20 protein-coding genes are annotated in these 22,528 nt (G+C 72.8%); 5 read left to right on the top strand and 15 right to left on the bottom strand.

Annotation, left to right across the window (positions count from 1 at the left end; all coding sequences use genetic code 11):
- Nucleotides 1-8 precede the first annotated feature (8 nt).
- Genes ACZ4V1_RS25815 through ACZ4V1_RS25795 form a run of 5 tightly spaced genes read right to left on the bottom strand, consistent with a single transcriptional unit; the run spans nucleotide 9 to nucleotide 5,199 of the window.
- The gene (locus ACZ4V1_RS25815; protein WP_468340082.1) at nucleotides 9-668 is read right to left on the bottom strand and encodes an ABC transporter ATP-binding protein; all 660 of its coding nucleotides are present in this window, start codon (nucleotides 666-668) and stop codon (nucleotides 9-11) included.
- On the bottom strand, nucleotides 661-1,662 hold the full coding sequence (locus ACZ4V1_RS25810; RefSeq protein ID WP_468340080.1) for an ABC transporter ATP-binding protein: 1,002 nt from the start codon (nucleotides 1,660-1,662) through the stop codon (nucleotides 661-663). The genes ACZ4V1_RS25815 and ACZ4V1_RS25810 overlap by 8 nt, the downstream gene beginning before the upstream one ends.
- Nucleotides 1,659-2,600, bottom strand: a complete 942-nt coding sequence (locus tag ACZ4V1_RS25805; RefSeq protein WP_468340078.1) for an ABC transporter permease — start codon at nucleotides 2,598-2,600, stop codon at nucleotides 1,659-1,661. The genes ACZ4V1_RS25810 and ACZ4V1_RS25805 overlap by 4 nt, the downstream gene beginning before the upstream one ends.
- A gap of 5 nt (nucleotides 2,601-2,605) precedes the next feature.
- Nucleotides 2,606-3,574, bottom strand: coding sequence for an ABC transporter permease (locus ACZ4V1_RS25800; protein ID WP_468340076.1), 969 nt, complete (start codon nucleotides 3,572-3,574; stop codon nucleotides 2,606-2,608).
- A 32-nt stretch (nucleotides 3,575-3,606) separates the two neighbouring features.
- Entirely contained in the window at nucleotides 3,607-5,199 is a 1,593-nt protein-coding gene (locus ACZ4V1_RS25795) for an ABC transporter substrate-binding protein (protein ID WP_468340074.1), read from the bottom strand.
- A 215-nt stretch (nucleotides 5,200-5,414) separates the two neighbouring features.
- Here ACZ4V1_RS25795 and betT point away from each other — a divergent pair, with 215 nt between their 5' ends.
- Nucleotides 5,415-7,538 carry a choline BCCT transporter BetT gene (gene betT / locus ACZ4V1_RS25790; RefSeq protein WP_468340072.1) on the top strand — a complete coding sequence of 708 codons (2,124 nt, stop codon included), beginning with the start codon at nucleotides 5,415-5,417 and terminating at the stop codon, nucleotides 7,536-7,538.
- 11 nt (nucleotides 7,539-7,549) lie between these two features.
- Here betT and ACZ4V1_RS25785 read toward each other — a convergent pair whose 3' ends face one another.
- From ACZ4V1_RS25785 to ACZ4V1_RS25765, 5 genes are all read right to left on the bottom strand, one after another.
- A complete protein-coding gene (locus tag ACZ4V1_RS25785; RefSeq protein ID WP_468340070.1) occupies nucleotides 7,550-8,059 on the bottom strand; it encodes an O-acetyl-ADP-ribose deacetylase in 510 nt (169 codons plus the stop codon).
- 30 nt (nucleotides 8,060-8,089) lie between these two features.
- Nucleotides 8,090-9,499: a phytoene desaturase family protein gene (locus tag ACZ4V1_RS25780; protein WP_468340068.1), complete on the bottom strand. Its 1,410-nt coding sequence runs from the start codon at nucleotides 9,497-9,499 to the stop codon at nucleotides 8,090-8,092.
- Nucleotides 9,500-9,603: 104 nt separating this feature from the next.
- Nucleotides 9,604-10,449, bottom strand: coding sequence for an inositol monophosphatase family protein (locus ACZ4V1_RS25775; RefSeq protein WP_468340066.1), 846 nt, complete (start codon nucleotides 10,447-10,449; stop codon nucleotides 9,604-9,606).
- A gap of 195 nt (nucleotides 10,450-10,644) precedes the next feature.
- Nucleotides 10,645-12,483: a gamma-glutamyltransferase family protein gene (locus ACZ4V1_RS25770; RefSeq protein ID WP_468340064.1), complete on the bottom strand. Its 1,839-nt coding sequence runs from the start codon at nucleotides 12,481-12,483 to the stop codon at nucleotides 10,645-10,647.
- Between the two features lie 147 nt (nucleotides 12,484-12,630).
- Nucleotides 12,631-13,194 (bottom strand): DM13 domain-containing protein, encoded by a 564-nt coding sequence (locus ACZ4V1_RS25765; protein WP_468340062.1) that lies wholly within the window; start codon nucleotides 13,192-13,194, stop codon nucleotides 12,631-12,633.
- A gap of 246 nt (nucleotides 13,195-13,440) precedes the next feature.
- On the opposite strand from ACZ4V1_RS25765, the gene ACZ4V1_RS25760 reads away from it, so the two are divergent.
- A complete protein-coding gene (locus tag ACZ4V1_RS25760; RefSeq protein WP_468340060.1) occupies nucleotides 13,441-13,818 on the top strand; it encodes a DUF1330 domain-containing protein in 378 nt (125 codons plus the stop codon).
- A 25-nt stretch (nucleotides 13,819-13,843) separates the two neighbouring features.
- Here the strand turns inward: ACZ4V1_RS25760 and ACZ4V1_RS25755 are convergent, their stop codons facing one another.
- Nucleotides 13,844-14,554, bottom strand: coding sequence for a hypothetical protein (locus tag ACZ4V1_RS25755; protein ID WP_468340058.1), 711 nt, complete (start codon nucleotides 14,552-14,554; stop codon nucleotides 13,844-13,846).
- Between the two features lie 273 nt (nucleotides 14,555-14,827).
- Between ACZ4V1_RS25755 and ACZ4V1_RS25750 the strand changes: the two genes are divergently transcribed.
- On the top strand, nucleotides 14,828-15,892 hold the full coding sequence (locus tag ACZ4V1_RS25750; protein WP_468340056.1) for a lipoate--protein ligase family protein: 1,065 nt from the start codon (nucleotides 14,828-14,830) through the stop codon (nucleotides 15,890-15,892).
- Here the strand turns inward: ACZ4V1_RS25750 and ACZ4V1_RS25745 are convergent.
- Both ACZ4V1_RS25745 and ACZ4V1_RS25740 read right to left on the bottom strand, forming a co-directional pair.
- Nucleotides 15,889-16,560 carry a response regulator gene (locus tag ACZ4V1_RS25745; RefSeq protein ID WP_468340054.1) on the bottom strand — a complete coding sequence of 224 codons (672 nt, stop codon included), beginning with the start codon at nucleotides 16,558-16,560 and terminating at the stop codon, nucleotides 15,889-15,891. The two genes, ACZ4V1_RS25750 and ACZ4V1_RS25745, sit on opposite strands and share 4 nt — an antisense overlap.
- Complete coding sequence (locus ACZ4V1_RS25740) at nucleotides 16,557-17,669, bottom strand: sensor histidine kinase (protein WP_468340052.1); 1,113 nt, start codon at nucleotides 17,667-17,669, stop codon at nucleotides 16,557-16,559. Before ACZ4V1_RS25740 ends, ACZ4V1_RS25745 begins: the two co-directional genes overlap by 4 nt.
- A gap of 166 nt (nucleotides 17,670-17,835) precedes the next feature.
- Between ACZ4V1_RS25740 and ACZ4V1_RS25735 the strand changes: the two genes are divergently transcribed.
- Nucleotides 17,836-18,861: a carboxymuconolactone decarboxylase family protein gene (locus ACZ4V1_RS25735; RefSeq protein WP_468340050.1), complete on the top strand. Its 1,026-nt coding sequence runs from the start codon at nucleotides 17,836-17,838 to the stop codon at nucleotides 18,859-18,861.
- Nucleotides 18,862-19,179: 318 nt separating this feature from the next.
- A complete protein-coding gene (locus ACZ4V1_RS25730; RefSeq protein WP_468340048.1) occupies nucleotides 19,180-19,842 on the top strand; it encodes a hypothetical protein in 663 nt (220 codons plus the stop codon).
- On the opposite strand, the gene ACZ4V1_RS25725 is transcribed toward ACZ4V1_RS25730, so the two are convergent.
- A complete protein-coding gene (locus tag ACZ4V1_RS25725; RefSeq protein ID WP_468340046.1) occupies nucleotides 19,833-21,377 on the bottom strand; it encodes an NCS1 family nucleobase:cation symporter-1 in 1,545 nt (514 codons plus the stop codon). The two genes, ACZ4V1_RS25730 and ACZ4V1_RS25725, sit on opposite strands and share 10 nt — an antisense overlap.
- Nucleotides 21,378-21,500: 123 nt before the next feature.
- A complete protein-coding gene (locus ACZ4V1_RS25720) occupies nucleotides 21,501-22,523 on the bottom strand; it encodes a TIGR03842 family LLM class F420-dependent oxidoreductase (protein WP_468340044.1) in 1,023 nt (340 codons plus the stop codon).
- Nucleotides 22,524-22,528 lie beyond the last annotated feature (5 nt).

Here is a 22,528-nt window from a genome sequence, read left to right as displayed (position 1 = left end):
AGCAGGAGTCAGGACGGCGTCAAGGTGGTCCATTCGACGGTGCGGTCGCACCAGCGGTCGAGCAGGACGCGGTCGTGGCCGACGGCCAGCAGGCCCGCGCCGGTGGCGGCCCGGTAGTCCTCCACCACGCGGACCAGGGCGGCGGTGGTCGAGGCGTCGAGCATCGCCGTCATCTCGTCGCACACCAGCCAGCGCGGGCGCAGCACGAGGGCGCGGGCGAGGCAGGCGCGCTGCAACTGGCCGTCGCTGACCTCGTGCGGGCGCCTGCTCAGCAGATCGGTGGTCAGGCCCACGGTGGCGGCCAGTTCGGCGACCCGGTCGGCGATGCCCTCGCGCCGGCCGGTGGCGCGCAGCGGTTCGGCGATCAGGTCGGTGAGCGCCAGCCGGGGGTCGGCGGAGAGCCGGGCCTGCTGGAAGACGACGCCGAAGGCGGTGCGTTGTTCGCGCGGGGCGCGGTGGCGCCAGCGCCGTACGGGAGTGCCGTCGATGGCCAGGGCGCCGGCGTCGGGATGGTGCAGCAGGGCGGCGACGCGCGCGAGGGTGGACTTGCCGCAGCCGCTCGGGCCGAGCAGTCCGACGGACTCGCCGAGGGCGACGGACAGGGAGATGTCCCTGATCACGGGCGCGTTCTTGTCGTATCCGGCGGTGATGGCACGCAGTTCAAGCACGGTCGGCGGCCTCCGTGAGCGCTGCGTGCGGGTGGTGGCAGGCGACCGCCGCGGTCCGCTCCGGCAGCACCGCACAGGAGTCGGTGGCCCGGTCGCAGCGGGGTGCGAAGGCGCAGCCCCCGGGGAGGGAGCCGAGTTCGGGCGGCAGGCCGGGGATGGGGGTGAAGGCGCGGTCGGGCAGGGCGTCGAGCAGGCCCCTGCTGTAGGGGTGGCGGGGGCCCGGGGAGCCGAAGAAATCCCCGGCGTGGGCCAGTTCGACGATCCGGCCCGCGTACATCACGGCGATCCGGTCGGCGATGCGCTCGGCGGCGGCCAGGTCGTGGGTGATCATCAGCAGGGCGCGGCCGGCGGTCGCCCTGCCGCCCTCGCGGTCGGCAGTGTCGACATGTCGCCGTAGCTCGTCGACGGTGCGGTCCACCAGATCCCGGTCGAGGCCGGTGGTCGGCTCGTCGGCGAGCAGCAGCGGGGCGTCGCCGACGAGGGCGAGGGCGGTGGCGGCGCGCTGGGCGAGGCCGCCGGAGAGTTCGTGGGGGTGGCGGTCGAGGTGGTCCACCGGGAACGCGGCGCGCTCGGCGGCGGCCTCGGCGGCCGTGCGCAGCGCGGCACGGCCCCGGACGGCGGTGAGTTCCGCGACCGTCTCCTCCAGCTGCGAGCGGATGGTGCGGACCGGGGTCAGGTGGGCGGCCGGGCTCTGCGGGACGAGTCCGACGAGCCGCCCCCGTACGGTGCGGGCCAGGGTCCGCTCGTCGGCGGCGAGCAGGTCCAGGTCGCCGAGCACGGCGCTGCCCGCGGTCTGCGCGTTGCCCGGCAGCAGCCCGAGGAGTGCGGAGGCGAGCACGGACTTGCCGCAGCCGCTCTCGCCGATCAGGGCCAGGCACTCGCCGGCCGCCACGTCGAAGTGCGCGTCGGTCACGGCGGCGACGCGGCGCCCTCCCGGCATCAGGAAGCGCACCGACAGACCGCGTACCGACAGCACGGGGGCTCGCTCGGTCACAGCATCAGCTCCGATCGGCGGCGGGGGTTGATCCGCTCCCGCCAGGCACCCGCGAGACCGGCGACGGCGAGGGTGGGGACGATGATGAACAGGCCGGGGAAGAGGGTCGGCCACCACTGCCCGGCGAGCAGCGAACCCCGCGCCTCCTGGATCAGGTTGCCGAGGCTCGCGGTGTGGGTGGGCAGGCCGAGGCCCAGGAAGGACAGCGCCGACTCGTGCCACATGGCGTGCGGCACCATCAGTACGGCGGCCAGCGCGGCCTGGGGCAGCACGCCCGGCAGCAGATGCCGTACCGCCACCCGCCACCGGGAGGCGCCTCCGGAGACGGCCGCGTCGACGTAGGGGCGCGAGCGCAGCGACAGCACCTCGGCGCGGACGATGCGCGCGGTGGACAGCCAGTGGGTGAGCGCGACGGATATCACCACCGGCCAGACGCCCGGCCGGAACATCGCGACGATGAAGATGCCCAGCAGCAGGTGCGGCACGGAGGAGACGGTGTCGACGACCCGCATGACGGCCCGGTCGACCCAGCCGCCCAGCGCTCCGGCGGTGGCGCCCACGGCGGTACCGACCACGGTGGCCGTCAGCGCCGCCGCCACCCCGACGAGCAGGGAGACGCGCAGGCCGTAGACGCAGCGCAGCAGCAGGTCCCGGCCGACGTCGTCGGTGCCGAACGGGTGCTCCCAGCTCGGTGGCCGCAGTTTGGCGGCCAGGTCGACGGCCTGCTGGTCGAGCTGGACCAGCGGCGGCACGAGCAGTACGGCCAGGACGGTCACGGTGAGCAGCGCGGCGGAGGTGCGCAGGCGCAGGGCGCGGGTGGAGCGGCGGTCGGCGCCGTGGGAACGCCACGCGGGGCCGGGGCGCTCGGTCTTCTCGGCCTTCTCGGCCTTCTCCGCCTTCTCCGCCTTCTCCGCCTTCTCGGCTGCGGTCTCAGCCATGGACATCACATCTCACCCAGCTTCACCCTCGGGTCGAACAGTCCGTAGAGCAGGTCCGCGAGCAGGTTGCCGGCGAGTACGGCGGTGGTGGCGAGGACGGTCAGGGCGGCCAGCAGCGGGAAGTCGACGGCGGTGGCCGCCTCGACGGTGGCCGCGGCGATGCCCGGCCAGCTGAAGACGCTCTCCACCAGCAGCGCACCGGTGATGAGTTCGGGCACGCGGGAGCCGATCAGGGTGAGCACGGGCAGCAGACCCGAGCGCAGTGCGTGCCCGAGCAGGACGGTGCCCTCGCCGACGCCCCGGGCCCGCGCGCCGCGCACCGGGTCCTCCGCGAGGGCGTCGCCGACGCCCTGGCGGACGTAGAGGGTGAACCAGGGCAGCTGGGAGACGGCGAGTACGCCGGCGGGCAGCACGATGTGGCTCGCGACCTGTCCGGGGGTCACCCGTTCGCTGGCGGTGTCCGTCAGTCCGCCGGCCGGCAGGACGTCCCACTGGAGGGCGAACAGCCACACGGCGAGGAGCGCGATCCAGAAGACCGGTGCCGCCTCCAGGGTGTAGGCGAGCGAGGTGACCGCCCGGTCGAGCATCGAGCCGGGACGGCGGGCGGCCAGCACGCCGAGGAGCGTGCCGGCCAGTACGGCGACGGCGAAGGCGACGGCGCACAGCAGCGCGGACCACACCAGGCGCTCGCCGATGACCTGCGCCACCGGCTGGCGCATCACCCCGGAGTGCCCGAGGTCGCCGGTGAGCGCGGAGGTCAGCCAGTCCCACCAGCGGGCGACGAACGACCGGTCCACACCGAGGTTGTCCCGCAGCCGGTCCAGGGTCTCCTGGTCGGCGCCGAGCGCGGCGGTGCCGGCGTACGCCTTGACGGGGTCGAAGGGGGAGGCGGCGGCGATGGCGAAGACGCCGAAGGTGACGACGAGGACCACGGGGACGGCGAACAGCGCCCGCCGCCCCACCAGCCGTGCCATCGCTCCCCAGGGCAGTCTCCGAGGGGTTCGGGTCACTTCTTCGGCTGCCAGTCCTCGATGTTCCACCAGGGCCCGCTGGCGAAGCCGTGCTCGTGCGGCTCCAGCTGCGTGGTCAGTCCGTCCCAGCGGTCGGCGAGGACGTACAGGTGGTCGATGTGGGTGAGGAAGGTGTAGCCCGGGTTCTCCACGAGCGCCTTCTGGATCTTCGCGTAGGCGGCGCCGCGCACCTTCGGGTCCTGGCTGCGGCGGCCCGCGTCGAGTGCCTCGTCCACCACCGGGTTGTCGTAGTGGGCCATGTTGTTGAAGCCGTCGCCGGCGAGCGAGGAGTGCAGCAGGGTGTAGAGGCCGAAGTCCGGGTCGCCGACGCTGCCGAAGCCCGCCAAGACCGCGTCGCTCTTCATCCGCGGCTCGATGACCTCCCAGGTGGCGCCCTCCACCTTCACCTCGATGCCGGCCTTCTTGGCGTCGGAGGCGTAGGCGAGCGCGTGGTCCTGGCGGACCTTGTCGCCCGAGGGGTAGTACAGGGTGAAGGAGGCGCGCTGCCCGTCCTTGGCGCGGATGCCGCCGGAGCCGGGCTTCCAGCCCGCCTCGTCCAGGATGCGCCCGGCCTCGGCGAGGTCGTGCGGGCGCTCGATGCCGCGCTCGTACCAAGGGTCGTCGACGGGCAGCGGCCCGTACGCCGGCCGGCCCGCGCCGTCGAGGATCTTGTCGACCATGGCCTGGCGGTCGACGGCGGCGTCCAGGGCCCGTCGGATCGCGCGGTCGCCGGTGACCTTGCCGGAGGTGGGCAGAGTGACGGCCCGGAAGTCGTAGGACCGTGCCTGGTACGTGCGCCTGCCGCCGTCCTTCTCGAAGGTGGCGGCGAGGTTGGGCGGCAGGACGGCGCCGTCGAGGTCGCCGGAGCGCAGCCGGGTGGCGCGGACGTTGTCGTCGGCGATGACCGCCATGGTGAACGACGTCACCGCGGGCTTGCCGCCCCAGTAGTGCGGGTTGGCCTTGAAGGTGAGCTTCTCGCCCTTGCTCCAGTCGGCGAGGACGTACGGGCCGGTGCCGACGGGCTTGGTGTTGAAGTCGCCGGTGTTGGGGTCCTGCCCGCCCGCGACGTGCTCGGGGACGATGGGCAGCACCGTGCGGGCGGCGAACGGCGCGTACGGGTACTTGAGGGTGAAGACGACGGTGTCGTCGCCCTTCGCCCGGACGTCCTCGACGGCGTCCAGCTCGCTGCGGGCGGTGTTGTTCGTCTCGGCGTCGAGGACGGTGCGGTACGTGTAGACCACGTCCTCGGCCGTCAGCGGCTCACCGTCGCTGAACCTCACGCCGTCGCGCAGGGTGTACGTGTACGTCCGGCCGCCGTCGGCGACCTTCGGCAGGGCGGTCGCCAGGGCCGGCTTCAGCTTCAGGTCGGTGTCGCGGGCGAGCAGCCCGTCGAAGATCTTGGAGTTTCCGTCCTTGCCGTAGCCGAGCAGCGGGCTGAGGGTGTCCGGTTCGGACGCCACCCCGATCACGACGGACTCGGCCGCCTGGGCATCGCCGCCACCCGTTCCGTCCCCGGGTGCGGAGCAGGCGGTGACGCCGGCGGCAAACGCCGCCGCGGTGGCGGCACTTCGTATCCGACGGGTCGTCATGTCTCCCCCACGCTTGTTATTGGTGCGGGGTTATTGCACATCAGTCGCAATAGAAGCGTCAAGCCAGGTAGTCGGGGCGTGCCCGCCCGCCGGTTCAGCATCGGCGGGCGGCGCCGACACGACCGGCCGGTACTGGACGAAGCGTGTGATCGGCAGCACACTGCCTTAGCACCTGAGTCCCAGCACCTATGCGCCCCGACCGGGAGGAAACGGCCGTGTCGACCGCAGGAGACGAAAGCACCGGAGCGGAACCGGAAGGGGCGTCGACGGACACCGGACCGACAGGTGCGGGCACGCTGAAACTCGCGGTCTTCTTCGGGTCGGCCGCGCTGATCCTGGCGATCTCGATCTGGGCGATCGTCACCCCCTCCGGTGCCGAATCCGCCATCGGGGTGGCGGTCGACAGGATCTCGTCCTGGTTCGGCTGGTACTACTTCCTCGCCGCGACCGTCTACCTGGGATTCGTCGTCTTCATCGGCGTGTCCAAGTACGGCACGATCAAGCTGGGCCCCAAGCACTACAAGCCCGACTACGGGCTCTTCGCGTGGGCGGCGATGCTGTTCGCGGCGGGCATCGGCATCGATCTGATGTTCTTCTCCGTCTCCGGTCCCGTCAGCCACTACCTCGCGCCGCCGGAGGGCGACCCGGAGACGGTGGAGGCGGCCCGGCAGGCCGTGGTGTGGACGCTCTTCCACTACGGCATCACCGGCTGGGCCATGTACGCGCTGATGGGTATGGCGCTCGGCTTCTTCGCCTTCCGCTACCGGCTGCCGCTCGCGATCCGTTCCGCGCTCTACCCGATCATCGGGCGCCGGATCCACGGGCGGATCGGTGACGCCGTCGACCTGGCGGCCATCATCGGCACCGTGTTCGGCATCTCCGTGTCGCTCGGCATCGGTGTGGTGCAGCTGAACTACGGGCTGAGGGTGCTCTTCGACGTACCGGAAGGGCTCCCCGCCCAGATCGGCCTGATCGCCGTGGCGGTGGTGATGGCCACGGTGTCCGCGGTGGCCGGTGTGGACAAGGGCATCCGCCGGCTGTCCCAGCTCAACGTCCTGCTCGCCGTGCTGCTGATGCTCTTCATCCTGGTCGTGGGCGAACCGTTCCGGCTGCTCAACTCCCTCGTCCAGAACGTCGGCGACTACGTCAGCCGCTTCCCCTCGATGACTCTGAACACCTTCGCCTACGACCAGCCCACCGAATGGCTGGACGCGTGGACGCTGTTCTTCTGGGCCTGGTGGATCGCCTGGGCGCCGTTCGTCGGGCTGTTCCTGGCCCGGATCTCCCGCGGCCGCACCCTGCGCCAGTTCGTCGCGGCGACGCTGGTCATCCCGTTCATCTTCACCGGTCTCTTCCTGGCCGTCTTCGGCAACAGTGCGCTGTTCGTGGTCCGCGACGGCAACTCCGAGTTCGGCCAGACCGCGATGAACGTCCCCGAGCAGGGCTTCTACGGTCTGCTGGAGCAGTACCCGGGCGCACTGTTCAGCGCCGGACTCGCCACGTTCGTCGGGCTCCTGCTCTACGTCACCTCGGCCGACTCCGGAGCCCTGGTCATGGGCAACCTCAGCTCCCATCTGCCCACCCCGGTGACCGACGCGGCCCCGTGGCTGCGCATCTTCTGGGCTCTGACGACAGGGCTGCTCACGCTCGCCATGCTCATCGTGGGCGGCGTGCAGGCACTCACCGACGCCACCATCATCATGGGCCTGCCCTTCTCCTTCGTGATGTTCCTGATCATGGTGGGGCTCTATCTGGCGCTGCGTACCGAGTACATGCGGGAGGAAGCGCTGGCCACCACGCTGCCGGCGTCGCTGTCCGGACGTACGACGCAGCAGGGCCCCACGGGAGCACGGAACTGGCGGCAGCGGCTGGCGCGGGCGATGGCGTTCCCGGGCAGGCGGGCGGCCGCCAGGTTCGTCGAGGACGTGTGCCGCCCCGCCTTCCAGGAGGTCGGCCAGGCGCTGCGGGAGCAGGGAGCGGAGGCGGAACTCCTGGAAGGGGTCAACGAGGAGAACGGGCTCGCGCACGTCGGACTCAGCGTTCCGATCGGTGCGAACGACACGTTCGTGTACGAGGTCTGGCCCGTCGAGAAGCCGACCCCGGGCTTCGCGACCAGGTCGGTCACCACCCACGACACCTACGTGCGCTTCGAGGTCCGGCTCGCCGAGGGCAACCAGGGCTACGACGTGATGGGGTACACCAAGGAACAGCTCATCGGCGACAGCCTCGACCAGTACGAGCGGCATCTGGAGTTCCTGCGCATGCACCGCGAGGCGGCCGACCGGTCCGCTCTGCCCGACCACCGCCCGGACGCGCCGGAGGCACACCTGCCGGAGTAGGCACCCGACGGTCAGCCGAGCCGCGCGGCGAACGCCGCGTGGGCCCGGTCGTCGAAGAGCACGAACCTGACCTCCTCGACTCCGGTGTCCGCCTCCCGTACGGCCGTCACGGCGATACGGGCCGCGTCGTCCATCGGCCAGCGGTAGACACCGGTGGAGATCGCCGGGAAGGCGACCGTGCGGGCGCCCAGCTCGTCGGCGACCCGGAGGGACTCGCGGTAGCAGGAGGCGAGGAGTTCGGATCGGTCCTCGGTCGTGCTGTGCACCGGGCCCACCGTGTGGATCACCCAGCGCGCCTCCAGGGCACCGGCGGTGGTGGCGACGGCCAGGCCGGTGGCCAGGCCCTTGCCGAGGTGCCCCGCGCGGAGCTCGCGGCACTCCTCCAGGATCGCGGGGCCGCCGCGCCGGTGGATGGCGCCGTCGACCCCGCCTCCGCCGAGCAGGGAGGAGTTGGCCGCGTTGACGATCGCGTCGGCGCTCTCGCGGGTGATGTCGCCCCGGACGAGGGTGATGGTGGTCATGGGCGTTTCCCGGTCATCGCTGTTCGGGGTTCACGTCTGCCGCAGCCTGCGCCAGACGGCCTTCGCCGCGTTGTGCCCCGACATGCCGTGCACTCCGGGGCCCGGCGGGGTGGCCGACGAGCAGATGAAGACGGCCGGGTGCGGGGTGGCGTACGGGAACAGGGACAGCTTGGGGCGCAGCAGGAGCTGGAGGCCGGAGACCGCGCCGGAGGCGATGTCTCCGCCGACGTAGTTGGCGTTGCGGACGGCGAGTTCGGGCGGGCCGGCGGTGGCACGGGCGAGGACGCGGTCGCGGAAGCCGGGGGCGAAGCGCTCCAGTTGACGTTCTATGGCGTCGGTGAGGTCGCCGGTCCAGCCGTTGGGGACGTGTCCGTAAGCCCAGAAGACCTGCTTGCCCTCGGGGGCGCGGGTGGGGTCGACGACGCTGGGCTGCGTGGTGATGAGGAACGGCGCGTCGGGTGCCCGGCCCTCGCGGGAGGCGGCGTTCAACGCGGCGCCGATCTCCGCGCTGCCGGCGCCGATCTGCACGGTGCCCGCGGTGCGCGGCTCCTCGGCGGTCCACGGGACGGGCCCGTCCAGCGCGTAATCGATCTTGAAGACGCCGGGGCCGTACCGGTAGTCCGCGTAGTGGTTCCCCAGGCCGGCGATGCGCGCCAGGGCCGTGGGCGAGGTGTCGAAGACGTAGGCGCGGGCGGGTGGCAGATCGTCGAGGCGCTTCACCTCGTAGTCGGTGTGGACGATGCCGCCGAGATCCTCGAGGTAGGCGGCGAGGGCGTCCGAGATGGCCTGCGAACCGCCACGGGCCACGGGCCAGCCGCGGGCGTGCGCGGCGAGGGCGAAGACCAGGCCTATGGCGCCGGTGGCGAAGCCGCCGAGCGGGGCCATGACGTGCGCGACGAGCCCCGCGAAGAGGCTCTTGGCCTTGTCGTCCCGGAAGCGGCGCATCAGCCACGTCGACGGGGGCAGACCGACCAGGCCGAACCGGGCGAGGGTGACCGGGTCGCGGGGCAGCGCGGTCAGCGGCAGCGACATGAAGTCGCGGGCCAGGGTGTCCCACCTGGGCAGGAAGCGCTCGACCAGCCTGCGGTAGGCGCCCGCGTCGCGCGCTCCGAAGGAGGCGGCCGTCTCGCCGACCGACCGGGACAGCACGGCGGCCGAGCCGTCCGGGAACGGATGCGCCATGGGCAGCCCCGCGTGCAGCCACTGCAGTCCGTACCGCTCCAGCGGGAGGGCGCGGAACGCCGGCGAGTTGATTCCGAGCGGGTGCGCGGCGGAGCACGGGTCGTGCCGGAAGCCCGGCAGGGTCAGCTCCTCCGTCCGGGCCCCGCCGCCCACGGTGCCCCGCGCCTCGAACACGGCGACCGAGAAGCCGCGGCGGGCCAGCTCCACGGCAGCGGTCAGTCCGTTCGGCCCCGCACCCACTACGACCGCATCGAGCATCGACGGCACCTCCGGACCCCTTCGTCAGCCGATGGCCACTCGGAGCCAGGATATGCCCGGGCGCCGACGGCCCGCGGTCGGGCCGGACTCCGCCGGCCCGGAGATCAGGCTTCGTCCGACAGCAGTGCCACCACCTGGCGGGCCGTGGCCGCGTCGCGGGCCGCGGTGAACGGCAGGTCGTTGCCGCCCGTGATGCGGAAGGGCTCGCCCGTGCGGGTCAGGTGGGTGCCGCCCGCCTCCTCGACCAGGAGGAGCCCCGCGGCGTGGTCCCAGGCGGCCTCCCACGAGAAGGCCGTGGCGTCCGACTCGCCGCGCGCGACGGCGAGGTACTCCAGACCTGCCGAGCCGCAGGCGCGGGGCGCCACGCCCGGAGTGCGCAGGGTGCGCAGGGCGCGCTTCTGCTCGTCCGTGGTGTAGTCCGGGTGGGAGGTGGCGACCCGCAGGTCGCGGCCGGGCTCGGGCGGGCCGGCGTACAGCCGCTCACCGTCCAGGAAGGCGCCCCGGCCGCGTACGGCCGTGGCGAGCCGGTCGTCGGCGGGGGCGTAGGTCCAGGAGGCGTACACGAATCCGTGGTGGGCGAGCGCGACCAGCGTGCAGAAGCCCGGGTCGCCGTGCACGAACTGGCGCGTCCCGTCGACGGGGTCGACGATCCAGACCGGTGCATCGCCGCGTATCGCCTCGTACGACGCGGGGTTGGCGTGCACCGCCTCCTCGCCGACCACGACCGAGCCGGGCAGCAGGGCGGCCAGGACCTCGGTGAGGTACAGCTCGGCCTTGCGGTCGGCGTCCGTCACCAGGTCGTGCGGGCCGGCCTTCTCGTCGACCTCGTGTGCCGCGAGCCGGCGCCAGCGCGGCATGATCTCCTGGGCCGCCGCCTTGCGGACGGCCTCCTCCACCTCGTCGGCGTGCCGGGCGAGAAACTCGTCGATGGTTTCGTTGTTCTCGATCACGACTCCATGAGAGCACGCCCCACTGACAATCCCCACCCGGGTGGTGTACTCCGGATGGAATCGGCACGAACATGAGGTGGGCCCCACGGCCAGGAGGCGCCGGAGCCACGAGCGGGAGGGGCCGGGGGCCACGAGCGGCAGGGCCGGGGCCCGCGGCCATGCGATGCCGGGGTCCGCGAGCGGGAGGCCCGGAGGTCAGCGGCCGACCGCGTAGCCCTGCATTCCGCGCGGGTTCGCCGCCGCCGACAGCACCCCCGTCTCCGGATTCCGGGCGACGGCGCACAGCCGCCCCTCCGACCAGGCCTCGCCGACCGTCACGTCGTGCCCGCGGCGCCGCAGCTCCTCGACGACCTCCGCCGGCATGCGGGACTCCACGGTGACGCTCCCGGGCCGCATACCGCGCGGGAAGAACGACCCGGGGAAACTGTCGTTGTGCCAGTTCGGCGCGTCGATCGCGCCCTGGAGGTCGAGGCCGCCGCGCACCGGGGCGCGCAGCGCGACCGCCAGCAGGAAGTGCAGCTGCCACTGGTCCTGCTGGTCGCCGCCGGGTGTCCCGAACGCCATGACCGGCGCCCCGTCGCGCAGGGCGATGGAGGGGGTGAGCGTGGTGCGCGGCCGGCGGCCCGGCGTGAGCGAGCTGGGCAGGCCCTCTTCCAGCCAGGCCATCTGGAGCCGGGTGCCGAGCGGGAAACCCAGTTCGGGCACGACGGGGTTGGACTGGAGCCAGCCGCCGCTGGGCGTGGCCGAGACCATGTTGCCCCAGCGGTCCACGATGTCGAGGTGGCAGGTGTCGCCGCGGGTGCCTCCGTCGGCGGCGACGTCCGGTTCGCCCGGCACCGGGGAGGCCGGGCTCTTGGCGACCGTCGGCTCACCGGCCCCCAGGGCGTCGAAGCCCTCTCCCTCCACGGCCGCCACGCGCGCGTGGGCGCTGAGCCGCGGGCTGCGCCCGCCCGGACTGCCGGGCCGCAGCTCGAAGGACGCCTTGTCGCCGACGAGGGCCCGCCGGGCCGCGTTGTACTCCGGGGACAGCAGTTCGTCGAGCGGCACCCGGTCCGCGCCGTCGGCGTCCCCGTACCAGGCCTCCCGGTCGGCCATGGCGAGTTTGCAGCCCTCGACCAGCAGGTGGACGTAGTCGGCGGAGCCGTGGGCCGGCAGCTCGGGCGGGAGCAGCGCCAACTGCTGGAGCAGGACCGGGCCCTGACTCCAGGGGCCGGCCTTGCACACGGTCCAGCCGTTCCAGTCGTACGTCACCGGGGCCTCGTACGTCGCGGACCAGTCGGCGAGGTCGGCGGCGGTCAGCGTGCCGGTGTGGCGCTCACCGCTGGTGTCCATGGTGGGACGCCCGGCCTGCCGGACGAGTGCCTCGGCGACGAACCCGGTGCGCCAGACCCCCCGGGCCGCGTCGATCTGCGCCTCCCGGTCCCCCGCACCGGCGGTCTCGGCGAGCAGCCGCTTCCAGGTGGCGGCGAGGGCGGGGTTGCGGAACAGCTCGCCGGGGCGCGGCGGGCGTCCGTCGGGGAGATAGACCTCGGCCGAGGACTTCCACTCCGTCTCGAACAGCTCCCGCACGGTCTCGACGGTCTCCGTGAAGCGCTCCACGGGCGGGTGCCCGTGCTCGGCGTAGCCGATGGCGTACTTCAGCACGTCGGCCGGCGGTTTGGTGCCGTGGTCGCGCAGCAGGAGGAGCCAGGCGTCGAAGGCACCCGGCACGGCCGCGGCGAGCGGTCCGGTGCCGGGGGCGAGGTCCAGACCGAGCCCCTTGTAGTGCGCGACCGTCGCCCCGGCCGGCGCGACCCCCTGTCCGCACAGCACCCGCACCTCGCCGCCCGCGGGGGCGAGCAGGATCGGCACCTCACCGGCGGGACCGTTGAGGTGCGGCTCGACGACGTGCAGCACGAAGGCACCGGCCACGGCGGCGTCGTACGCGTTGCCCCCGTCCTCGAGCACCGCCATGGCCGACTGAGAGGCCAGCCAGTGGGTGGAGGACACCATGCCGAAGGTGCCCTGGAGGGTGGGTCGGGTGGTGGACTGCATCTTTCACCTCGCTGTGAACGCCCCTGAACCGGCCGGAGCGGCCGAGGCTACCCGGCCCACCCCGCCTGCGAACAGGAGTGTCACCCTCAGGCCCCGAGGGGTCGTACGCGACGTACACGTTGAGGCGACGTACCCGGTGAGGGCGCGTCAGGCGCGGGCGAGTTCCGCCGCGCCGAAGGAGACGTCGAAGCGGTCGCACCAGATGCTCACGCTGGTGTAGCGGGACGGATCGATACCGTCGGGCACGGTGTAGTTCTGGCTGCCCTTGTTGCCCTTGAGCTTGCCGAGGCTGACGTACTCACCGTCGTCGAAGACGCCCCATCCCGCCTTTCCCTCCTTCACCGGTGCGTCGGTCAGCCACACGTGCAGGTCCGGGCCATTGCTGGTGTCGAGGTTCTCCAGCCGTACGACGTGGGAGCCGTCGGCGAGCCGTACCAGCTCGGCCGTGCCGGAGGTGGCGTGCTCGTGGCTGATGAGCTCGCCGCCGGCCACCGTCCTCGGCCCGGCGTCCCGGGTGGGCGACTCGGCGGCGGGCGCGGCGGCGGGTGGGGGTGATGTCGCCACGACACCGGGCAGTGCCTCGTCCACGGTCTCGTCCTGCCACAGCTTCCACGGCTGGAACCAGTACAGCCCGAAGCCGGCGCCGACGACGGACAGCACCAGTACCCCGATGACCAGCGACCTGCCTGCCGTCCTTCGCCTTCGCGTCATGTCCGCCTCACCTTCCGAGCGTCTTCTTCCGGCTCCCCATTCAACGCGACGGGCGGCACGCGTGGGGGCCGGGAAAGATGACGGAACCCTTACGACGCCTCGCCGCCGACCGGCCGGGCGACGCACAGCGCGGAGGGCAGACCAACCGGACGGTATGCAAACGGGGCCGTTCCGCCTAGGCTTCTGCCGCCGCGCCTCGCCGAGGCCGGCCGCGCTGCGCCGTCTCACGACCGGAAGGAGAGCCGCATGGCCGTCGACCCCTCAGGAGCCGATCTCGCGCGCCTGGTGGAGGAGGATCCGGGTGGCCCCGTCGTCATGCTCAACCTGCTGCGTTTCACGCCCGGCGGCCGGGCCTCCTACGACGAGTACTCCCGTCGGGCGGGCCGCTTCCTGAAACGGCACGGAGCCGAACTGCTCTACGCCGGCGACGGCGGCACCCCCTTGGTCGCCGAGGAGGGGCAGGCGTGGGACGCGGTGCTGGTCGTGCGCTATCCCAGCCGTGCGGCCTTCAGCCGCATGGTGGCCGACCCCGAATACCAGGAGATCACCGGCCTGCGCTCCCGCGCTCTGGCCGAGGCGGTGCTCCAGCCGACCACGCCCTGGCCCGTCCGCTCCGGCGGGTGACCCCGGTCGGGAGAGCCGGTCGGGCTCAGTGCCGGTCCGGTGCACCGCCGAGATGGTTTCCGCCGGTCCCGGCCAGGCGGAACGAGCGCACCACGGCGACCACGCTCACGGCGACCAGGGCCGCGGCCCAGCCGGCCAGACCGCACAGTGCCCTGCCCGCGTCCGACTCCGTCACGGCGCCACGGGGAGGGACGCGGCCCCGCGGGTCGTAGACCACGGGCAGGGTGTCGCCGGGCCGGGTGGCCCGGCCGCAGCCGCGCCGGATGGGCACCGCGAGAGCCGCACCGGCGGGGTCCGCCACCGAGCAGAGGTAGCGGGCCCGTCCGCCGGCAGGGCTTGTGCCGCCCTGCACCGACGTCACGACCACGGACCGCGTCCGGCCCTGTTCCGCGAGGACCACCCCGGCCGCGGCCGACGGTGCCTGGAGCGCGAGACACACCGCGAGCACCCCGACGGTGCCCACCAGCGCCCGCCCGGCCCGCACGAACAGCAGATGGCCGACGAGCACGACCGCGCAGACCAGGCCGGCCTCGCCGTCCGCCAGCGCGGGGCTGCCGGTCCAGGCACCGAGCAGGGTCACGCCGACGATCGCCGCGGTGCCGACCGTTCCGACGAGAAGTCCCTCACCGACCAGCCACCAAGGCGGCAGCCCCAGGTACTCCGCCGGGCCCCATACCGTCGAACGCAGGTGGGCCATCACATGCGGCTCGACGGCGGCCGGGGTTCCACGCCACATGCGCATCCCGTCCCGCTCCAGTGTCTTCCTCGTCCGACAGCGGTCGCATCCTGCCATCGGGGGAGGACGGCCGCGTTACTCCGAGCCGGACACTCTCTCACGTCTCACATTGCCGAGACACGGCAATGATCCGCAGGGAGCCTGTCGCGGGCGCCCGAGACGCCTTCACCGCTGCCGGTCCCGGAGCGGACCGGCCCCCGGCGGATCCGGACCGCGGGAACACCCCGACGTACCCCGGTGTTCCTTGCGACGTGCGGAAACGGAGGCGGATCGGTGCACGGTGAGTACAAGATCCCCGGCGGCAAGCTGGTCGTCGTGGACGTGGGGTCCGAGGACGGTGTGCTGCGGCACGTGCGCGTGGCGGGCGACTTCTTCCTGGAACCGGACGAGGCGCTGGACGCCGTGAACCGCGCGCTGGAGGGCGCCCCGGCGGACACCGACGCGGCGGGGCTCGCCGCGCGGATCGACGCGGCGCTGCCCGAGGGGACCGTGATGTACGGGCTGACCTCGGAGGGCGTCGCCATCGCCGTCCGCCGGGCCCTCGCCCACGCCACGGACTGGACGGACTACGACTGGCAGCTGATCCACGAGGATCCGCAGCCGCCGGGCCTGCACATGGCGCTGGACGAGGTGCTGACGGCGGAGGTCGCCGCGGGCCGGCGTCCGCCGACGCTGCGGGTGTGGGAGTGGGGCGCCCCGGCGGTGATCATCGGCAGCTTCCAGTCGCTGCGCAACGAGGTGGACGCCGAGAGGGCCGCGCGCCACGGCATCGAGGTGGTGCGCCGGATCTCCGGCGGCGGCGCCATGTTCGTCGAACCCGGCAACACGATCACCTACTCGCTGTCCGTGCCGGAGGCGCTGGTGCAGGGGCTCTCCTTCCAGGACAGCTACGCCTACCTCGACGACTGGGTGCTCGGCGCGCTCGGCGAGATGGGTGTCCGTGCCTGGTACCAGCCGCTCAACGACATCGCCACCGACCAGGGCAAGATCGCGGGCGCCGCCCAGAAGCGCGTCGTGGGGCCGGGCGGCGGTCCCGGCGCCGTGCTGCACCACGTGACCATGTCGTACGACATCGACGCCGACAAGATGCTGGACGTGCTGCGCATCGGGCGGGAGAAGATGTCGGACAAGGGCACCAAGAGCGCGAAGAAGCGGGTGGACCCGCTGCGCCGGCAGACCGGGCTGGCGCGGGAGGCCGTCATCGAGCGGATGATCGAGTCGTTCGGCGGCCGGTACGGGCTCGCCCGGGGGAAGGTGACCGACGAGGAGCTGGCCCGGGCTCGGGAGCTGGCCCGCGGCAAGTTCGGCTCCGCCGAGTGGACGGCGCGGGTCCCCTAACGCCGACGTGCCGCCACCAGGCCCGACTCGTAGGCGAACACCACGAGTTGGGCCCGGTCGCGGGCGCCCAGCTTGGTCATGGCCCGGCTGATGTGCGTCTTGGCGGTCAGCGGGCTGATCACCATGTGCGCGGCGATCTCCTCGTTGCTCAGACCGCGGGCGGCGAGCGCGGTGACCTCGCGTTCGCGGCGGGTGAGGCTGTCCAGGCCGGGGGCGGTGGACCGGTCCGGGGGGCGGGAGACGAACTCGCCGATCAGGGTGCGGGTGACCGACGGGGAGAGCAGGGCCTCACCGCGTGCCACCACCTCGATGGCCTGGAGCAGGTCGGCCGGCTCGGTGTCCTTCAGGAGGAAGCCGCTCGCGCCCGCCCGCAGGGCCTCGAAGACGTACTCGTCCAGTCCGTAGTTGGTGAGGATGACCACGCGGACGGCGGCGAGGTCCGGGTCGGCGACGATGCGGCGGGTCGCCTCGATACCCGACATCACGGGCATCTGCACATCGACCAGTGCCACGTCTGGTATCCGCGCCCGCACCAGTGCCACGCCCTGCTCCCCGTCGGCGGCCTCGCCGACCACCTCGATGCCGTCTTCGGCGTCGAGCAGGGCGCGGAAGCCGGCGCGCATCAGCGCCTGGTCGTCGACGAGTGCCACCCGCAGGACCTCGCTCATGCCGTCTCCCCCAGCGGCAGCCGGGCCCGCACCGAGAAGCCGCCCTCGGACCGCGGGGCCGCGCCCAGGGTGCCGCCCAGAGCCGTCACGCGTTCGCGCATGCCGGTCAGGCCGGTGCCCGGCACCGGTGGGCGGACCGGGTCGGCGGCTCCGTCGTCGTCCACGTCTATCGTCAACTCCCCCTCGCTTCCCCTGCCGTAGTCGATCCGGACGGTCACCTTCGCCGGTCCCGCGTGCCGTGCCGCGTTGGTGAGCGCCTCCTGGACGATGCGGTAGGCGGCCCGGTCGACGGCCTGCGGCAGCGGGCGCTCGTCGCCGGTGACCGTCAGGTCGACGGCCAGCCCGGCCGCGCGGGCCCGCTCCACGAGCAGGGCCGGGGAGCCGGTCGGTTCGTCGGCGCGCAGCACCTGGAGGGCGGAGCGCAACTCGCGCATCGCCTCGCCACTGGCCTCCTGGATGGCGAGCAGGGCAGGCGGTACCTCCTCGCCGCGTTTGCGGGCCAGATGGACGGCGACGCCGGCCTGCAGCTTGACGATGGAGATGCTGTGGGTGAGCGAGTCGTGCAACTCCCGGGCGATGCGCAGGCGTTCCTCACCGGCGCGGCGCAGGGCCGCCTCCTCCCGGGTGCGCTCCGCCTCCAGGGCACGCTGCTCGGTCTGGCGCAGATACGCCTGCCAGTTCCGGTCGGCGAGCCCGGTCACCACCGCGCACAGGAACCAGCCGACGAGCAGCCCGGCCCGTTCGGCCACGTGCTGCGTCCCGGGTCCTGTCGCCACGTACCCGGCCAGGAACACCGCGGCACCGGCCGCCGCGACGCCCCGGTGGCCGACCCGGGCCGCGGTGTGCACGGCGCCCAGGACGGGCAGCGCGGAGAGCGGCCCCGGGTGGGCGTGCACGACGTACGCGGTGCCGAGCACGGTGGCGACGGCCAGCACGGCGCGCGGGGCGGCGCGGTGAAAGGCCAGCGCCGCCGAGGCGAGGGCGATCAGCGCCTGGTCGAGGAGCGTGGTGTCGTCGTCGAAGGCGGCGACGGTCATGCCGAGCGCACCGACCACGACCGCGAGGATCACGTCGGCGAGCCACCTGCGATCGATCCGACGCCCACTCATACCGGCACGATAGACGGCCCCGCCGGCAGCCGCGTCGGCCCTGTGGACGGCTTGTGGACTACTCCCGGCGAAGTAGTGGCCGTCCGGACGGGCCTCGGCGGCGCAGCGCCCACCGCATCCGGCCGTACGACGACCACGGGCACCCCGGCGGCGCACGCTGCCGTGCATGACCACACACTTCCGTCACACCGAACCGCTGCCGCCGAAGGCCGCCACCGGCCGCGTCGCCGAGGTCTACGCACAGGCGGCACAGGACTTCGGCATCCCCGAGCCCGCCCCGTTCGTGGCCCTCTCCTCCGCCCCCGCACTCCTCGCCCCGGCCTGGGCGCTGATGCGCGAGTCCCTGATCGCCGGCCCCGGGAGCCGGACCGGCAAGGAGGTCGCCGCCTTCGGGGTGTCGCAGGCCAACAAGTGCCGGTTCTGCGTGGACGCGCACACCATGCTGCTGCACGCGACCGGCGACCACGCCCTGGCCGAGCGGCTGGCCCGGGGCCAGGAGCCGGCCGACGAGCAGCACGCGCGCGTGCTCGACTGGGCGCGGCGCACCCGTGTCCCGGGGGCCGCGCGGCAGCCGTATCCGTTCCCGCGCGAGGAGGCTCCCGGCTATCTCGGCACCGCGCTGGCCTTCCACTTCATCAACCGCGTCGTGTCCGCCCTGGTGACCGAGAACCTCCTGCCGGCCGACGCGCAGCGGCTGCGCCCGGTGCGGAGCGTCGCGGGCCGGTCGCTGTCCCGCGCCGTGCGCCGCTCGGCCGTGCCGGGCGCCGCGCTGCCCCTGCTCGACGATCCCGGCCCGGGACCGGCGTGGGCGGCGGGCACACCGGTCGGTCCCGCGTACGCGGCGCTGAGCAGCACCGCCACGATGGGCGCCGGCCTCCTCGACACGGACGACCAGGCACTGGTAGGCGCCACCCTGCGTGACTGGGACGGGTCCCACCCGCCCCTCACCCAGGACCCGTTCCCCGACCGCCGGGAGCGGCCCGGCGCACGGCTGGCACTGCTGGCCGCGCTCGCTCCGTACCGGATCACGGACGCGGACGTCGCGGCGTGGCGCCGGCCCGAGCACACCGACCACTGCCTGGTGCACCTCGTCGCGTACGGGGCGTTCACCGCCGTGGACCGCATCGAGACCGCCCTGACCGCGCCCACCGCCCGGCCCGCCGCCCTGACCGACGACCGGGAGACCTCATGACACCCGCCACCGGCCCACGCCCGGCCGTGGCCCGCGGCAGCCCCGTCGGCGCGCTCCCCCACGGACCGACGGGAGCGGGACAGGCCCCCGCCGCCACCCACCGGGCCCGCTGCGACGCCGGGCCCGGACACTCCCGCCAGTACCAGACGCTCCCGTCCGCACCAGGGGTTCCCGTCCGCACCAGGGGTTCCCGTCCGTCTGCGTCACCGCGCGGCCACGCACCGAGTTCGCCCTTTCGCCCCACGGGGACTCGTGTGACACTGGCGTCCCGTCCGCAGTGCGGACCTCCTCCGCACCATCCCCCACGAGAAGTGCGCCGTGCGTTCCCTTCCTCTGCCGCTCGCCCTGACCGCGCGTCTGGCGCCGGTCGCCGTGCTCGCCACGGCGGGCTGGGCGCTGTCGTCCGGCCCTGACACGTCACCGGCCGCCAAGGACAAGACGCCGCCCGACACCACGAACCGGTCCGCCTCCGCACCGGCGACCGAGGCGGTGACGAAGACGTACGCCGCCGCCCCGGCGCCCTGCGAGAGCCTGGCCGAAAAGACGGTCACCTCGCTGGTGCCGGGCGCGAAGGCGGCCGGCAAGGAGATCCCGTCGACGGACAGCCAGGTGCGCCGCACCTGCTCCTGGAACGCGCTCGAGGGATACGACTACCGGTGGCTCGACGTCTCCTTCGAGGTGATGACCTCGGACGAGGCAGCGCTGAAGTCGTACGAGGAGCGGGTCGCCGACCGGAGCGGTGGTGGCGAGGTCCCGGGCCTCGGCGACGCGGCCTACTCCGTCGTCAACCTCACCACCGAGGACAAGCAGCAGACCCGCGAGGGCACCGTGCTGGTCCGCGCCTCCAACGCCCTGGTGATGATCACGTACAACGGCAGTGACTTCGAGTCGAAGAAGGCACCGAGCACGGAGACGATCAACAAGGGTGCCATCAAGGTCGCCAAGGAGGCGGTGGCGGCCCTGGAGGACGGTCAGGGCTGAGCCGGGACGGCCCCCTTGCCCGGCCGGGTGGCGGGCAGCAGCATCAGCGCCAGGTACAGCGCCATGGAGGTGCCCAGGCCCACCGCCCAGCCGTAGTCGGCCAGCGGTTCCAGGAACGGCACGGGCCGCCCGTCGATCAGCGGGTGGAAGTCCGCGCCGCCGATCGCGAGGACTCCGCCGGTCAGGAAGGCGACGACCGCCCGCCAGTTCCAGCCGCCGTCGTACCAGTAGCGGCCGCCCGTGCGGTACAGGTCGACGAGGTCGAGGCGGGCGCGGCGCAGGATCCAGTAGTCCGCGATGAGGATGCCGGCGACCGTGCCGAGCAGCCCGCCGACCAGACCGAGCCAGGTGAAGATGTAGCCCTGGGGGTCGGAGTACAGCTTCCAGGGAAAGATCAGCACGGCGAGGACGCAGGTGATGAGCGCGCCGGCCCGGAAACTCACCTTGCGGGGCGCCACGTTGGAGAAGTCGAAGGCCGGTGACACCAGGTTGGCCGCGATGTTCACGGAGAGGGTCGCGACCAGGACGGTGACGAGGGCGAAGAGCAGCCCCACCACGTTGTCCGTCTTCGCGGCGAGCTTCACCGGGTCCCAGATGGCCTCGCCGTACACCGCCTGCGAGCCGGAGGTGACCATGACGGACAGGAAGGCGAAGAGCGTCATGGTGGTCGGCAGGCCGAGGGCCTGGCCGCGGGTCTGCGCCTTCTGGCTCTTCCCGTAGCGGGTGAAGTCGGGGATGTTGAGGGACAGCGTGGACCAGAAGCCGATCATGCCCATGAGGGAGGGCCAGAACAGCTTCCAGAAGTCGCCGCCCCAGCCCAGCTTCGACGGCTGGTCGAAGAGCGGGCCGAAGCCGCCCGCCTTGTCGGCCATCCACCACAGCATCACGAAGGCGCCGACCAGGACGAAGGGCGCCGCCCAGTTCTCGAAGCGGCGGATCGTCTCCATGCCCCGGTAGATGATGGCGACCTGGATCGCCCAGAAGATCGCGAAGGACAGCCACATCGTCCAGGCGTGGCCGCCGAACGTCGCGGCGTTCGTCCAGCCGTCGCCGATCAGCTTGCCGGCCAGGAAGTAGATCGCCTCGCCGCCGATCCAGGTCTGGATGCCGAACCAGCCGCACGCCACCAGCGCCCGCACCACGGCGGGCAGGTTGGCGCCGCGGATGCCGAAGGAGGCGCGGGCGAACACCGGGAAGGGGATGCCGTACTTGGGTCCCGCGTGCCCGGTGAGCAGCATCGGCAGCAGCACGATCACGTTGGCCAGGGCGATGGTGAGCACCGCCTGCTTCCAGTCCATGCCGACGGCGATCAGACCTGAGGCCAGGGTCCAGGATGCCGTGTTGTGGGCCATGCCGACCCACAGGGCGGAGAAGTTGTAGGTGGTCCAGGTGCGCCCCCCGACGGGAACCGGCAGCAGGTCGTCGTTGGCGTAGGGGCCGCTCGGCGGCGGGGAGCCGGGGGCGAGCTCCACGCGCCCGTCGGGGAGGGTGACTTGGGCGGTCGGCGGTATCGCCGTGGGCGCGGTGTCGGTCATGGGCAGGCCAATCGTGCGGCGGGACGGGAGAGGCCGTGCGGGCGGTGCCGAGGGGGGTGCGCGGGTGCGCCCCGGGTCCCCTCCCCCGGAGCGGGAAGGGGACATGGAGCAAGACGGGGCGGGTCAGCCGTTGACGGCGGGGATCACCGTGGCGCCGTACGCGTCGATCACGGTCTCCTGCGCGTCGTGCATGTCGTAGAGCGCGAACTGGTCGACGCCGAGGGCGCGCAGGGCGCCGAGCTTCTCGATGTGCTTCTCGGCGGGTCCGATCAGGCAGAACCGGTCGACGATCTCGTCCGGCACGAACTGTGTGTCCGGGTTGCCGCTGCGTCCGTGGTGGGCGTAGTCGTAGCCCTGGCGGGCCTTGATGTAGTCGGTGAGTTCGTCGGGTACGGCGGCGGAGTGGGCGCCGTACTTCTCGACCAGGTCGGCCACGTGGTTGCCGACCATGCCGCCGAACCAGCGGCACTGCTCGCGCGCGTGGGCGAGCGCCTCGGGCGAGTCGTCGGCGGTGACGTAGGCCGGGGCGGCGACGCAGACCGTCACCTCGGACGGGTCGCGTCCGGCGGCGACGGCGGCGTCCTTGACGGCCTTGACCATGTACTCGGTCAGGTAGAGGTCGGCGAGCTGGAGGATGAAGCCGTCGGCCTCCTCGCCGGTCATCTTGAGCGCCTTGGGGCCGTACGCCGCCATCCACACGGGTACTTCGGCGCCCGGCTTGATCCAGGGGAACCTGACGGCGGTGCCGCCGCCGAGATCGGCCTCCTCTCCCCTGCCCAGTGCCCGGATGACCTTCATGGCCTGGCTGATCCGGGCCAGGGTGTTGGGCTTGCGGCCGGCCACGCGCATGGCGGAGTCGCCGCGGCCGATGCCGCAGACGGTGCGGTTGCCGAACATGTCGTTGAGGGTGGCGAAGGTGGAGGCGGTCACCTCCCAGGTACGGGTGCCAGGGTTGGTGACCATCGGGCCGACCTTCAGCTCCGTGGTGTTGGCCAGGATCTGGCTGTAGATCACGAACGGCTCCTGCCACAGGACGGAGGAGTCGAAGGTCCAGCCGTAGCCGAAGCCGTTGCGTTCCGCCCGTTTCATCAGGTCGACGACGCGGGAGGCCGGTGGGTCGGTCTGCAGGACGAGTCCGAAGTCCATGGGCG

The sequence above is a fragment of the Streptomyces sp. NPDC028991 genome (assembly GCF_055564775.1).
Note: the sequence above shows the minus strand (reverse complement) of the source record. Positions and strands in the feature narration are given on the sequence as shown.